Raw genomic sequence first — 12,737 nt, 5'->3', positions numbered from 1 at the left:
CACGAAACGGGGAAGGGCGGGGCTTTGGAACGGGATATCACGCTGGATCTGGTGCGCGTGGCGGAAGCTGCGGCCATTGGCGCCTACGACTGGATTGGTCGCGGCAAGAAGAACGAGGCGGACGGAGCGGCGGTGGAAGCCATGCGTCGCGCTTTCGACACGGTGCCCATCGCCGGCACGGTGGTGATCGGCGAGGGTGAGATGGACGAGGCGCCGATGCTTTACATCGGCGAGAAGGTGGGTGGCGGCGGCCCGGCGATGGATATCGCCGTCGATCCGCTGGAAGGGACCAACCTCACCGCCAAGGGCGGCCCGAACGCGCTGGTCGTGCTGGCGCTCGCAGATGCCGGCCATTTCCTCCACGCGCCCGACATCTACATGGACAAGATCGCGGTGGGCGCGGGCCTGCCGGAGGGCGTGGTCGACCTGGATATCGCACCGGGCGAGAACCTTCGTCGCCTGGCGGAGGCCAAGGGGTGCGGCACATCGGACCTCGTCGTCACCATGCTGGACCGCGAGCGACATGCCGACAAGGTCGCCGCATGCCGCGAGGCGGGCAGCCGCATCGTGCTGCTGACGGACGGCGACGTGGCGGCGGCGATCGCGGCGGCGCAGCCGGGCTCCGAAATCGACCTCTTCATGGGGTCGGGCGGCGCGCCGGAAGGCGTGATCTCGGCGGCGGCCATCCGCTGCTTCGGCGGCCAGATGCAGGGCAGGCTCCTGTTCGAGGACGAAGCACAGATCACCCGTGCGCGCGGCATGGGTCTGGCCGATCCGCATCGGAAATACACGGTGGAGGAGATCGCCAGAGGCAACGTCTTCTTCGTGGCGACCGGCGTCACCTCCGGCTCGCTGCTCCAGGGCGTTCGCCGGACCGAAACAAGCATGGTGACCTATTCCATGGTCACGGAGAGCCGCAGCGGCACGATCCGCTACGTGGAGACGCATCACCGGCTGTAGGCGACCGGTACATTTCAGCGCAGACTACAGAAGGGGCGGCATCCCGGGATGCCGCCCCTTCTTCGTATCGTCGAGCGGCAAAGAAAAAGGCGGCCGCTTGGGGCGGCCGCCTTTTGTTTTCAGGGACCCAGCTGCGGGACCCAGCTCCGGCGATCCGGGAGGATCAGCCGCCGGGCGAGTTCTTGCGAAGCGACTTCACGTCGCCCCCCGCGACCGCCGAAGCGGCATTGCCCCAGCTGTTGCGGATGTAGGTCAGGACCGAGGCGACCTGGTCGTCGTTCAGCGTATGCGAGAAGGACGGCATGGCCGGGTGCGTGGGAGCGCCGGAAGTGCCGGCTCCCTGGCTGCCCTGCAGCACGACGCGCATCAGCGTCGTGGCATCGGGCTGCTGCACGATGGCGCTGCCGGCCAGAGCCGGGAAGAGCTTCGCTCCGCCCTTGCCGCTGTCCTGGTGGCAGCCGGCGCAACGATCCTTGTAGATGGCGGCGCCCGCGGTCATCCGCTTGTCGTCGGCCGCGATCGGCTGGGCATTGTCGCCCGGATGCGCCGGCTTCAGGTCCTTGAGGTAGACCGCGACGGCCTTCAGGTCGGCGTCCGTCCAGCGTGCGCTCGACTTCTCGATCTCTTCCGCCATCGGGCCGGAAGCGATCGTGCGGGCGTTGGAACCGGTCTTCAGGTACTGGACGAGATCATCCTCGGACCATGAGCCGATGCCGAGCCGCTGGTCGTTGGTGATGTTCGGCGCGAACCAGCCCTGCAGGCTTGCGCCTTCCAGATGCGCGCTGTTCTTGTCGCCGCCCATGACGTTCTTGGGCGTGTGGCAGGTGCCGCAGTGCCCGAGTCCCTCGACGATATAGGCGCCGCGGTTCCATTCCGGCGACTTCTGCGGATCGGGCTTGAAGGTCCCTTCCGTGAAGTTCAGCGCGTTCCAGACCGCCATGTCCGCCCGGATATTGAAGGGGAAGGGCAGGCGGTTGGTGACGACCGACTTGTTCACCGGCTGCAGCGTCTGCAGATAGGCGTGGATCGCGTCCGTGTCCTCGCGCGTCAGCTTGGTATAGGCCGGATATGGCATGGCCGGGTACAGATGCGAGCCGTGCGGCGTCGTGCCGTTGTGGAGCGCATTATAGAACTGCTCGTCCGACCACGCGCCGATGCCGGTTTCCCGGTCGGGCGTGATGTTGGACGAGGCGATGATGCCGAACGGCGTCTGCAGTTCCAGGCCGCCCGCATAGGCCTGCCCGCCGGGTGCGGTATGGCAGGCCGCGCAGTCGCCCAGGATCGCGAGATCGCGACCCTTCTGGATAGCCGTGAAGGACTGGTCGTCGCCGGCATAGGCTGCGCTTGAACCGAGGGCCAGGGCAACCAGGGTGTAACGGATCAGTCGTTTCATGCCTGCACCAGCGCTCCGGGGTTCTTCAGGTACTGGGTGCGGATGGCTTCCGCCGCCCAGAAGGCGAGGGCGCCGACCGTGCCCGTCGGATTGTATCCGGCGTTCTGCGGGAAGGCGTTGGCGCCGATCACGAAGAGGTTCGGCACATCCCAGCTCTGGAGGTAGCGGTTGAGCGCGCTCTTGGTGGGATCGGTGCCCATGATCGCGCCACCCGTGTTGTGGGTGCTCTGGTAGGGCACCACGCTGTAGGGCTTCTTGCGCTTGCTGACGACCATCTGCTTCGGATTCAGCTGCTTCGCGATCTCGGCGGCCTTGTCCGTGCAGTACGACGTCATACGGATGTCGTTGTCCGGGAAGTCGAAGGTCATGCGCATCAGCGGCCGGCCGAACCGGTCCGTATAGGCGGGATCCATGTCGAGATGGTTGCCGGGCGAGGCGTAGCTGCTGCCCTGGAGCGAGTAGCTGAGCGTCGAAAGGTAATGGTCCTTCGTCGCCTTCTTCCACTCGCTGCCCCACTTCGGCGTACCCGGAGGCGTCGGCCGGTTGAGGATCGGGCGGGCGTTGGTCGGGATGCAGTTAAAGCCAGAGCCGCCGACGAAATCCAGACCGGAATGATCGAAGTTGTCGCCGTTGAAGTCGTCCACCGACTGACCGAGCGCGCCCGCCGCGATGAACGGGTTGAAGTTCTTGTCGTCGAAGAACATCTGGATGCCGGAATTCGTCTGGTAGGCGTAGTTCCGGCCGATGGTGCCCTTCTGCGTCTTGGGATCGTAGATCTCGCCGATGCCGGACAGCATCAACAACCGGACGTTCTCGAAGATGAAGGCGCAGGAAATCACCAGGTCCGCGGTCTGCTCCCACTCCTCGCCCGAACTGTCGACATAGGTGACGCCCGTCGCCTTCTTGCCTGTGGAATCGAGGTTGATCTTCATCACCTCGCAATTCGTCCGGGCCTCGAAGTTCGACTTCTGCATCAGGTGCGGCAGCACGTTCACCTGGGCGCTGGCCTTGGAATAGTTGGCGCAGGCGAAGCGCTCGCAGAACCCGCACATGGTGCAGGGGCCCATCGTGAGGCCGAGCGGGTTGGTGTAGAAGCCGGAGGAGTTCGCCGCCGGGGTCGGGAACGGATGATAGCCGCACTTCCGCGCCGCTTCGGCGAAGATGGTGGGGCCGTAGTTCATCGGCAGCGGGCCCTGCGGATAGTCACGCTTGCGCGGACCTTCGAATGGGTTGCCATGCCCGGTCTGCTGGCCGTTCAGATTGCCGGCCTGCCCGGAAATGCCGGCCAGGTACTCGAACTTGTCGTACGAGGCTTCCATCTCCTCGTAGGTGACGCCCCAGTCCTGGATGGACAGCTCGCTGGGGATGAAGTTCGCCCCGTAGCGCTCTTCCAGATGGCTGCGGCAGCGGAAATCGCTCGGCAGGAAGCGCCAGGTGTGACCGTTCCAGTGCACGCCCGCGCCGCCGACGCCATTGCCCGGCAGGAAGGAGCCGAACTGGCGCACGGGAAGGGCCGTCTGGTCGCCGTTGTTGCGGAACGTGACGGTGTCCTGCGTCGGGCGCTGGAACAGATCGAGGCGGATGCCGTACCGCAGCTCGTCCTGGACGTAGTTGATGTTGAAGTCGGTGCCGGTGTCGCGCCAGGGGCCACGCTCGATGGCAACGACCTCCAGTCCTTCATCGGTGAGTTCGTTCGCGAGGATCGAGGCGGTCCAGCCGAGCCCGATGATGACAACGTCTTTATGCGGCAGTTTCTGTGCCATCTCTTAACTCCTCACCGACCAGTCGGCGCGGCCAGTGATCGAGACCGGCGGGTTGGGATAGGGCTGGTTATGCTTGCTGATATGGTCGCGGTAATCGTATCGCGCGCCGGGGAAGCCGATCATCTTCCAGCTGACCATGTCCTTGTTTCCGCCGTAGAGGGGATCGGCGAAGAAGCCCTCCATCGTGCTCTGAAGCACGAGGTCGAAGAACGCCTTGCCGTCGACATTGGGGAGCTGGACCTTGCCGGCTTCCAGGCCCTTGAGCAGGTCGTCCTGCTGGTCGGCGCCGAGCGCGGCGAAGCCCTTGCCGGAATAGGTCTGCTTGCAATAGCTGTCGAGCGCGGCCAGCGACGTGCGAAAACGCTGGGCCGGAACGACGGGGGACTGCATACCCTGCGAAGGCGTGCCCTTGGCGAAGGGCGGACGCATGTAAAGCCAGCTGGAATCGCCGAAGGAGCCCGCGAGCTGGCGGTCGATATAGACTGCGCAACCGGCTTCCTTGCCGCCGACGCTGAGGTCGTCATGCGGGATCAGGCGATCGACGATCGCCTCCACCGCGACGCCCTCGTCACCTGTGAAGAACACCCAGCCGCCGGGCACGACCGGCTTGGGGTAATCCCCCGCATTGGGCTCCCACGGAAGGCCGGTGATCGTGCGGGCGTAGCCATTCGACACGGCCGGGGCGATCAGCAGAGCCACCCCGGTTGATGTCAGGAACCGACGCCTTGAGAGCGCCGAGCGTAAGGCGGATGTCATCCATTACCCCTGATCGTTGATGAGCCGTTGCGGCGCGTTTAGCCCATCTTAGGCGCCGCTGTTTTGACAAACTCTAATTTTCCCTGCGCCAAATGAACTCAGGGCTCCTTAGCATTGATCTGGAACGGTTCTCAGCCAGGGGGCTTGAAGGTCCTGACGACCTGAAAACGGAGAATTCCATGTCGATCAGGACCGCATCGCTCGCTCTCGCCGCATCCGCCATGCTCTTGGCCGGGCCGGGCATGGCGCTTGCCCAGGGCACCGGAGCGGATGCAACGGAAGGCGCGGCCAGCAGCACCAATATGGGCTCGAACACGTCCGGCACCGGCGTGACCACGCAGCAGGGCGCGCCCGCGCAGGCGCCGCAGGGGGCCAATGCGGCGGGCACGGGCGCCGCGACTTCCGCCACGCCGCAATCGGCCGGCGAGACGACGAACAACTCCGCCGGCCCCGTTACCAATCAGGGTGAGAACCAGGCCAAGGACGCCTGCAACAGCGGCACGGCGTGTGGCGAATAGGCCTCCAGGAGCCGCCGTCCGGGCGGCTCCTTCTTCTTTGGCCCGGTTTTTGCTTGAGCTTGGAATGAGAGTCTGCAAGGCAGGGCCATGCCAATCCTGACCGTTCGTCACGTCACGACGTACAAGTACAGACAGCCCGTCGCCTTCGGCGAGCACCGGATGACGCTGAGGCCGCAGGGCGGCCTCGACCAGCGCCTCCTCGATTTCCAGCTGAAGATCGCGCCCGAGCCGGCGAGCCTGCGCTGGTATCAGGACGTGTTCGGCAATTCCGTCGCGGTTGCCCGGTTCGCGACGCGCTCTGCCGAGCTGCGCTTCGAGAGCATTGGCAGCATCGAGCACACCGTGCGCTCCTGGAACGATTTCCAGCCCGCGCCCTATGCCCAGACGTGGCCGTTCTCATACGGTTCGGAAGAAATGCCGGACCTGGTCCGCTCGGTGGAGCGGCAATATTCCGATCCCGACCAGCGCGTCGACAACTGGGCGCGGCGTTTTTTGCGCCCGGAAGGCCGGACGGCGACGCTGGACCTGCTTTCCGCCATGACGCAGGCGATCCGGCGTGAGTTCAGCTACAACCGTCGCATGGAAAAGGGCATCCAGTCGCCCGTCGAAACGCTGCGGCTGGAAGCCGGGACCTGCCGCGATTTCGCGGTGCTGATGATGGAAGCGGTGCGTTCGCTGGGCCTCGCCGCCCGCTTCGTGTCCGGCTACATCTACGTGCCGTCGCGCGAGGGGCGCGGCCATCTCGGCGGTGGATCGACGCATGCCTGGTTGCAGGTCTATGTGCCCGGCATCGGCTGGATGGATTTCGATCCGACCAATGCCATCATCGGCAATCGCGACCTGATCCGCGTCGCCGTCGCCCGCGATCCGCGCCAGATCCTGCCGCTCGGCGGCTCCTGGACAGGTTTTCCCGGCGACTTCCTCGATATGGACGTCAGCGTCCATGTCTCGTCGGACGAGGCGAATGCGGGGTCAGGGCCGATCGGCCAGCGGATCGCGGACCTGCGCGCGTGACGTGTCGCCGACGCCGCTCCGTTCGGTCGACTTTCATCGACACATTGACCGGAACAAAGATATCGCCAGAATTCTTGGTTGATTGATCGGGGGAGATCATCTTGATGCAAGTGCGTGCCGGCTACGAGATCACCTATGACTGTCCGCAGCCCACGCCGATGCTGCTGATGCTGAGTATTCTCCCGGAGCGCTTTCCGGATCTGCAGAGCCCGCACCAGATCATCTTCGATCCGCCGATCCCCTCCCATAATTACGAGGACGGCTTCGGCAATATCTGCACCCGGATCGTCGCCCCGCAAGGCACGCTCAGGATCAGCGCCGACTTCCTCGTCGGCGACACGGGCGAGCCCGATATCGTGGTGCCCGATGCGGAGCAGCATCCGGTCGAGGATCTTCCGGACGACGTGCTCGTCTTCCTGCTGGGCAGTCGCTACTGCGAAACCGACCGCCTGTCTGACACCGCGTGGTCGCTTTTTGGCGACACGCCCAAGGGCTGGGCGCGGGTGCAGGCGATCGTGGAGTTCGTCCATGAGCGCATCACCTTCGGCTACGAGCATGCGCGCTCCACCAAGACGGGCTTCGACGCCTTCCATGAGCAACTCGGCGTCTGCCGCGATTTCGCGCATCTCGCCGTCACGCTCTGCCGCTGCATGAACATCCCGGCGCGGTACTGCACGGGTTATCTCGGCGACATCAGTGTGCCGCCAGTGGATGCGCCGATGGATTTCAGCGCCTGGTTCGAGGTCTATCTCGGTCATCGCTGGTACACGTTCGACGCCCGCCACAACACGCCGCGCGTCGCCCGTATCCTCATGGCGCGGGGCCGCGACGCTACCGATGTCGCGATCACGACGACGTTCGGGCCATGCTCGCTGACGGGCTTCAAGGTCGTCACCGACGAGGTGAAGGGCTGAGTCTCAGGCGGTGACGGCGATCGGGCGGCGCGCGGCAATCCGCGCTCGCCAGTCCCGCGCATAGGCGTTGAGGCCTGCGATCTCCAGGGGCGGCACAGGCTTTTCCGTGCTTGCGGCCGCGTGGCGCTCCAGAATGCTCCTGTCGATCAACAGGGCGGCGCCGAAGCAGGTGCCGGTCTGGCCTGCCGAGCGGATGACCGGGCGCCGGGTCAGGGCCGCGAGCGCGCCGCAATAGGTGGCGTTGGCGGCGAAAGGCCCTTCGACGATGATCGGACCGGACGCATCGGCGATGCGCATCGCCTCCTCTGTCACCAGCGCCGCGTAGAGGCTCGCCGCCGCGACGCGCTCGTCGGGCGTGAGCTGGCCGGGATCGAGCGACCACGTCCCGCTCTGCCCGGGAAAGGGTCCGGTTCCCCGGCAGAAGGAGGGGAGGGCCATGATCCCGCGGGAGACGACCGCTTCGAGCGCACCGGGTTCGGCGGCCATGGCCTTGTTGCCGGTGAGCTGCTCGAATTCGCGGCCGCCCATGAAGCGGGCGCAGGGCACCGGCGTCCCGAAGGCATCCACATTCGCCAGACCGTCGCGGTGCTCGTCGAGATGCTCCATGCCGCCGCCGGGCGCGAAGATCACCACCCAGGTGCCGGTGGAGATCACGCTGAAGGGCTTCTCGTGGCGGATGAGATGCGGCAGCAGCGAGGCGTTGGAATCGTGGATACCGCAGGCAACCGGCAAGTCGCGGGACAGGCCGAGCTCGCGGGCAAGCTCCGGCCGCAGCGGCCCCATCGCGTCGAAGGCGGAGCGGAGCGGCGCCATCAGGTCCCCCCAGCCCATCCGCCGGACAAGGCTCGACCAATCGCCGGTCTGCACATTCCAGAGATCCGTATGGCAACCCAGCGACGTGCATTCGGTCGCCGCGCGGCCGGTCAGCCGCCATGCCCAGTACTGCGGGTAGGTGAGGAAAGAGCGGACGTTTCCGAACTCGCGGGGAAACCGATGTTGTTGCCAGAAGAGCTGCGCGCCAAGATTGAGACCACCGGGCAGGCGGGCTGACCGGGTCTCTGCGAAGGCTGGGCGCACGGCCGCGTATTCCGCCGCGAGTTCGTCCGGGCCGGCATGCTCGTAATCGAGGATCGGCATGGCCAGCCCGTCGCCGTCTTCCGAGCCGAGCAGCGCGGCGGCCGCGCCATGCGTGGTGATCGAGATCGCGCCGATCGGATGCTCGCGGTGGAGTTCGTGCAGGGCGTCACGGAAGAAGGCCCAGATGCCGTCCACGTCGAAGTGCGGATAGGGACCGTCGGTGTGTATGCGGTTCGCCATCGTGCGGAGCGCGATTTCCGCGCCGGTCCCGCCGTCGACCAGCACCAGCTTGGCGTTGGTCTTGCCGATGTCGAGGACGGCAATCGTCTCCGCGCGCTGCATTGTCAGGCTCACCCTCAGGCCATGAAGAACATGGGCACGAGCGGCGCGGCGACCGGCTCGTTGTCCGGCTTCACCGCCATGAGATCGGCCATGTGCGCCCACCAGCGCTGCATCACGGGATGCGCGGGCAGCTCGTCCATGCCGTGATCTTTCGTCCGCGTCAGCACGCCGAAGAGGGCGTTCGTCTCCTCGTCCAGATAGATCGCGTAATCGGAAACGCCCGCTTCGTGCAGGAGGTCGACCAGATCCGGCCAGATCGCGTCATGGCGGCGGCGATATTCCTCCGCCATGCCGGGATTGAGCTTCATGCGGAAGGCGGTGCGCTCGACGTTGCTCATGCCGCCACCCGTCGCGTGCTCCGGCGGGCGGCCATCACCCGGCGAAACAGGATCGGCAGGGCGATGACGGCGATCAGCAGCAGGCCGATGAAGATCGACATCACGATGCCGGGCACGTTGAGGAGCCCGAAGCCGAAGGTCACGAGGCCCATGACAAAGGCGGCGATGACCACGCCGAGGATCGTGCCGGAACCGCCATTGATGGCGACGCCGCCCAGCACGACCATCGTCACGACTTCCAGTTCCCAGCCCGTCGCGATGGAGGGGCGCGTGGAGCCCAGCCGCGAGGTCAGGCAGATGGAGGCGAGGCCGCTCATCACGCCGGTGAGCAGGAACAGGATGAACTTGATCCGCTCCACCCGGATGCCGGAAAAGCGCGCCGCCATCGGGTTGTTGCCGATCGCGTAGACCCGGCGGCCGAAGGTCGATTTCTGCAGGACCAGCCCGAAGATGACCGCCAGCACGAGAAACATCACGAGTTCCACGGTGAAGGCCCAGACGACGTAGCCCTGCCCGAACCACTCGAAGCCTGCGGGATAGGAATTGTAGACCTGATCGCCCAGCACGATGAAGGCGATGCCGCGAAAGAGGCTCATCGTGCCGATGGTGACGACGATGGAAGGCAGCCCGACCATCGTGACGAGGAAGCCGTTGAAGGCACCGGCGACCAGACCCACACCGAGGCCGATCAGGACCAGCATCCAGACCGACGCGCCGGCCGCGGCCGCGGCACCCATGGCGACGGAGGCGAGCGCGATGATGGAAGCCACCGAAAGGTCGATCTCGCCGGAGACGATCAACAGCGCCATGGCCAGGCCGATCATCGCCTTTTCGGTGAAGTTGTAGGTCGCGTCCGACAGGTTCCACGGATCGAGGAAGTAAGGCGAGGCGAAGGAGTTGATCGCGAAGACGATCGCGGCCAGCACGAGGAGAAGCACTTCCCAGCGCAGGAAGATGCGGCTGGCGCGGCCTTCCAGCCGGTCTGGGATAGAGCCGCCGGACGCGCGAGCGGAGCGGGGCGCCGGCTCGGCGGGAAGGGGGCCGGTATCCAGGACGGTCATGATGCGGTCCTCGCTTGCTTGAGGATCAGGCGGCCGCGCTTCTTTTCCGCGCGGGCGTTGAAGACGACGGCGATGATGATGACGGAGCCGGAGATCGCCATCTGCCAGAAGGGCGAGATGTTCACGACCGGCAGCGCGTTCTTGATCACGCCGAGGAATATCGCGCCGAGCACCGTGCCGGCGACCGAGCCGATGCCGCCGCCGATGGAGACGCCGCCGATCACGCAGGCGGCGATGACGTCGAGTTCGAAGCCGTTGGCGACATCGACATAGGCGACGGCATAGCGCGACACCCAGAAATAGCCGCAGAGGCCGGAGAGCAGGCCGGAAAGGCAGAAGGCGAGGAACTGCGTGCGCCCGACATCCAGCCCGGCATAGACAGCCGCGACCGGATTGCCGCCGACGGCGTAGAGCGCGCGGCCGAAGCCGGTATAGCGGATCACCAGCACGCCCAGCGCGACGATCAGGACGCCGGTCCAGGCGAGCACGGGCAGGCCGAGGATCACGCTGCGCGGCATGTTGAGAAAGACCGCGCTCATCTGGTGCGCATTCACCCAGGCGCCCCCGGCGAGCAGAAAGATCACGCCGCGATAGACCGCCAGCGTGCCCAGCGTCACCACGATGGAGGGAATGCCGACCTTCCAGACGAGCAGCCCGTTGATGGCGCCGAGCAGCAGGCCGGAAACCAGCGCCACGAGGATCAGGACGGCCAGCGGCAGGTCGGGATGCGCGGCGTTCAGGAGCGCCACGATCATGCCGGAGAGCGCGAGGTTGGCCGCGACGGAAAGGTCGATGCAGCGCGTCAGGATCACCGCCATCTGGCCGAGCGCCAGCACGATCAGGATCGCCGTATCGTTGAAGACTTCCGCGAGGTTGGCGGGCGCGGCAAAGCCGGGGAAGCGGGTGGAGATCAGCGCGATCAGGACGAGGATCGCGGCGAAGATCTGCGGCTCGCGCCGTTTCAGGAGGAAGCCGATCATGCCGCCGCCCCTGTCTCGTTGCCCGTCGCCAGGTTGACGAGCTTTTCCGGCGTCGCGTTCGTGCGGGCGAGGATGCCGGCCATGCGGCCCTCGCGCATGACGAGGATGCGGTCGGCCATGCCCAGCACCTCCGGCAGCTCCGACGAGATCATGACCACGCTGAGCCCGGCGCCGGCGAGTTCGCTCATGAAGGCGTGGACGGCGGCCTTGGAACCGATGTCGATGCCTTTCGTGGGCTCGTCCAGCACGATGATGCGGGGCTCCGTCGCCAGCCACTTGCCGATCACGACCTTCTGCTGGTTGCCGCCGGAGAGCGTACCCACCGGCTGGTTCAGCGCGGAGGCGCGGAGTTCCAGCCGCTCGGCATAGGTCCGGGCCAGCTGGCACTCGCGGGCGAGATCGAGAAAGCCCGCCTTCGACGTGCGGCCGAGCGAGGCCATGCCGATATTGGCGGCAATCGACATGGGCAGCACCGCGCCGTGGCGGCCGCGCTCTTCCGGGACATAGACGAGGCCCGCGCCGATCGCGTCGGACGGGCGGCGGATCGTGACTGGCTTGCCCTCGATGGTCACCGTGCCGGCGGATGGGCGGGTGATGCCGAAAAGCGCCTGCGCGAACTCGCTGCGTCCCGCGCCGACAAGGCCGTAAATGCCGAGGATCTCGCCGCGATGCAGATCGAAGGAAATGTCGGCGAACTCGGTCGGGTGGGAAAAACCCCGCACCTGCATCACGGTCGGGCCGATGGCCACGTCCGTCTTTGGGAAGACCTGGTCGACGGAGCGGCCGACCATCATGCGGACGAGATCGGCGCTCTTCACATCCGCCATTTCGCCGGCGCCGACGACGCTGCCGTCGCGGAAGACGGTGTAGCGGTCGGCGAGGCGGAATACTTCCTCGAACTTGTGGCTGATGAAGAGGATCGCCCGGTCGCCGGCCTTCAGCCGCTCCACGACGTGGTAGAGTTCCTCCACTTCCTTGTGCGACAGCGCGGCCGTCGGCTCGTCCATGATGACGATGCGCGAGTGGACGGAGAGCGCGCGGCCGATGGCGACGAGATGGCGCTGCGCGATGCCGAGATCCTTCAGCCGCATCGTCGGATCGATCCTGGCCTCAAGCTCGTCCAGCACGCGCGCGGCGTTGCGGTTCATGATCGCCCAGTCGATCAGGCCGAGGCGCGTGCGCGGCTGATGGCCGATATAGATGTTCTCCGCCACCGTCAGTTCGTCGAAGAGCACGGTTTCCTGGTGGATGGCGGCGATGCCGGCTTCCGTCGCCGCCTGGGCGCCGGGCAGCAGCGTCGGCCGGCCCTCGATGACGATCTCGCCCTCGTCGGGCTGGTAGATGCCGGTCAGGATCTTCACCAGCGTCGACTTGCCCGCGCCGTTCTCGCCGATCAGCGCGGTGACCTCGCCGGAATAAAGGTCGAGCGTGACGCCGTTCAGCGCGCGCACGCCCGGGAACGACTTGGAGATGCCCGTCATGGTGAGGAGCGGGCGCTTGCCGGGTTCGGTTGATGGCTCAGGCGCCAGCGTCGGCGAAGTCGTCGGCCGGGCATCCGGCCTGACAAGGGTAAAGGCGGAATGGGACATGGGGCCTGCACCTGTTCGGACCGCGCGGGGGC

The 12,737-nt window shown here is 66.2% G+C and carries 12 protein-coding genes; 4 read left to right on the top strand and 8 right to left on the bottom strand.

Going from position 1 to position 12,737, the window contains the following annotated elements:
- Window positions 1-24: 24 nt before the first annotated feature.
- Window positions 25-960, top strand: a complete 936-nt coding sequence (glpX, locus tag BMY25_RS17835) for a class II fructose-bisphosphatase (protein ID WP_092499220.1) — start codon at window positions 25-27, stop codon at window positions 958-960.
- Window positions 961-1,123: 163 nt separating this feature from the next.
- Here glpX and BMY25_RS17830 read toward each other — a convergent pair whose 3' ends face one another.
- Genes BMY25_RS17830 through BMY25_RS17820 form a run of 3 tightly spaced genes read right to left on the bottom strand, consistent with a single transcriptional unit; the run spans window position 1,124 to window position 4,872 of the window.
- On the bottom strand, window positions 1,124-2,353 hold the full coding sequence (locus tag BMY25_RS17830) for a cytochrome c (RefSeq protein ID WP_092499164.1): 1,230 nt from the start codon (window positions 2,351-2,353) through the stop codon (window positions 1,124-1,126).
- A complete protein-coding gene (locus BMY25_RS17825) occupies window positions 2,350-4,116 on the bottom strand; it encodes a GMC family oxidoreductase (protein WP_092499158.1) in 1,767 nt (588 codons plus the stop codon). The genes BMY25_RS17830 and BMY25_RS17825 overlap by 4 nt, the downstream gene beginning before the upstream one ends.
- 3 nt (window positions 4,117-4,119) lie before the next feature.
- Complete coding sequence (locus tag BMY25_RS17820) at window positions 4,120-4,872, bottom strand: gluconate 2-dehydrogenase subunit 3 family protein (RefSeq protein WP_092499153.1); 753 nt, start codon at window positions 4,870-4,872, stop codon at window positions 4,120-4,122.
- A 179-nt stretch (window positions 4,873-5,051) separates the two neighbouring features.
- Between BMY25_RS17820 and BMY25_RS17815 the strand changes: the two genes are divergently transcribed.
- The 3 genes from BMY25_RS17815 to BMY25_RS17805 all read left to right on the top strand — a co-directional run bounded on the left by BMY25_RS17815 (window position 5,052) and on the right by BMY25_RS17805 (window position 7,318).
- A complete protein-coding gene (locus BMY25_RS17815; protein ID WP_092499151.1) occupies window positions 5,052-5,390 on the top strand; it encodes a hypothetical protein in 339 nt (112 codons plus the stop codon).
- Between the two features lie 87 nt (window positions 5,391-5,477).
- Entirely contained in the window at window positions 5,478-6,404 is a 927-nt protein-coding gene (locus BMY25_RS17810; protein WP_092499147.1) for a transglutaminase family protein, read from the top strand.
- Window positions 6,405-6,508: 104 nt separating this feature from the next.
- Window positions 6,509-7,318 carry a transglutaminase-like domain-containing protein gene (locus BMY25_RS17805; protein WP_092499145.1) on the top strand — a complete coding sequence of 270 codons (810 nt, stop codon included), beginning with the start codon at window positions 6,509-6,511 and terminating at the stop codon, window positions 7,316-7,318.
- A 3-nt stretch (window positions 7,319-7,321) separates the two neighbouring features.
- On the opposite strand, the gene BMY25_RS17800 is transcribed toward BMY25_RS17805, so the two are convergent.
- The 5 genes from BMY25_RS17800 to BMY25_RS17780 are packed head-to-tail and all read right to left on the bottom strand — an operon-like array spanning window position 7,322 to window position 12,597.
- Window positions 7,322-8,737, bottom strand: a complete 1,416-nt coding sequence (locus BMY25_RS17800; protein ID WP_092499135.1) for an FGGY-family carbohydrate kinase — start codon at window positions 8,735-8,737, stop codon at window positions 7,322-7,324.
- Between the two features lie 14 nt (window positions 8,738-8,751).
- Complete coding sequence (locus BMY25_RS17795; RefSeq protein WP_092499129.1) at window positions 8,752-9,075, bottom strand: L-rhamnose mutarotase; 324 nt, start codon at window positions 9,073-9,075, stop codon at window positions 8,752-8,754.
- Window positions 9,072-10,136, bottom strand: a complete 1,065-nt coding sequence (locus BMY25_RS17790) for an ABC transporter permease (RefSeq protein ID WP_092499127.1) — start codon at window positions 10,134-10,136, stop codon at window positions 9,072-9,074. Before BMY25_RS17790 ends, BMY25_RS17795 begins: the two co-directional genes overlap by 4 nt.
- Entirely contained in the window at window positions 10,133-11,116 is a 984-nt protein-coding gene (locus BMY25_RS17785; RefSeq protein ID WP_092499125.1) for an ABC transporter permease, read from the bottom strand. The genes BMY25_RS17790 and BMY25_RS17785 overlap by 4 nt, the downstream gene beginning before the upstream one ends.
- The gene (locus BMY25_RS17780; protein WP_238858408.1) at window positions 11,113-12,597 is read right to left on the bottom strand and encodes a sugar ABC transporter ATP-binding protein; all 1,485 of its coding nucleotides are present in this window, start codon (window positions 12,595-12,597) and stop codon (window positions 11,113-11,115) included. Before BMY25_RS17780 ends, BMY25_RS17785 begins: the two co-directional genes overlap by 4 nt.
- Window positions 12,598-12,737 lie beyond the last annotated feature (140 nt).

Source organism: Faunimonas pinastri (assembly GCF_900110915.1).
Taxonomy (GTDB): domain Bacteria; phylum Pseudomonadota; class Alphaproteobacteria; order Rhizobiales; family Afifellaceae; genus Faunimonas; species Faunimonas pinastri.
The sequence above is the reverse complement of the archived record's forward strand: the minus strand, read 5'-3'. Positions and strand labels throughout refer to the sequence as shown.